The sequence below is a fragment of the Nocardia amamiensis genome, assembly GCF_015477605.1.
In the GTDB taxonomy this organism is placed as follows: domain Bacteria; phylum Actinomycetota; class Actinomycetes; order Mycobacteriales; family Mycobacteriaceae; genus Nocardia; species Nocardia amamiensis_A.
Window position 1 is genome coordinate 1 of the sequence record NZ_JADLQX010000192.1, and the last position, 670, is coordinate 670.

General features: G+C 60.3%; 1 protein-coding gene. It reads right to left on the reverse strand.

Translation table 11 applies throughout. The features are described from left to right. On the reverse strand, positions 1–376 hold a 376-nt coding region (locus IU459_RS37425), incomplete at its 3' end, for a hypothetical protein (RefSeq protein ID WP_195134293.1). Positions 377–670: the final 294 nt, after the last annotated feature.

The following is a 670-nucleotide window of genomic DNA, read 5'->3' on the forward strand; positions in this document are numbered from 1 at the left end:
CCAGGAACTTCAAGAACCTCGTCAACTCGTCGAACTTCGCCGCCGAATCGATCGCCTCGGCGGCGAAACTGAACTCGATCTCCTCGAGGTCGTAGAAGTGACACCAGAGCCAGGCGTCCGCGACGGTCGCCCGCAGCGAATACGTCTCCTCGTCCGGGGAGGCGTTCACGCTGAAGATCTTCTCCACGGTGACATCGTCTGCCGCTGCAGACTGTCCCTCGAACAGCCTGCTCTCCCACTCCGAGGAGGCGAGTTCGGTAAGCAGCGCCCGCCACGCGTCTGCGTCCGTCCCGACGATGTAGATGTCGCGTAGTTCGCTGATCTCGGGATCGAATACGTGGCTGACGTCGGCGTAGTTGAGCTTCTGGTCGGTCACAGGAATCCTTCGAAGATGTCGGGTTACCGCCACGCAAACTCCATCGAGCGCCTCGTCCGACCGGCATCGGCAGACAGAAATCCCGGGTGATCCCGCCAAAGTGTGCCTTGGCGCTGCGGTTGATGGTCTCCTGGACGTTGGGATTGGTCATGATGTCCTCAACCATGTATTGATGTGAAACGGATCGGTTGTGCCACATGATGTTCCGTGGGTGGGTGATGGTCTGAGGATGGACATGTGCAGGCTTTCCCCGGGGCAGCAGGAGGCGTTGCGGATGCGGGTGATGGGAGCGAT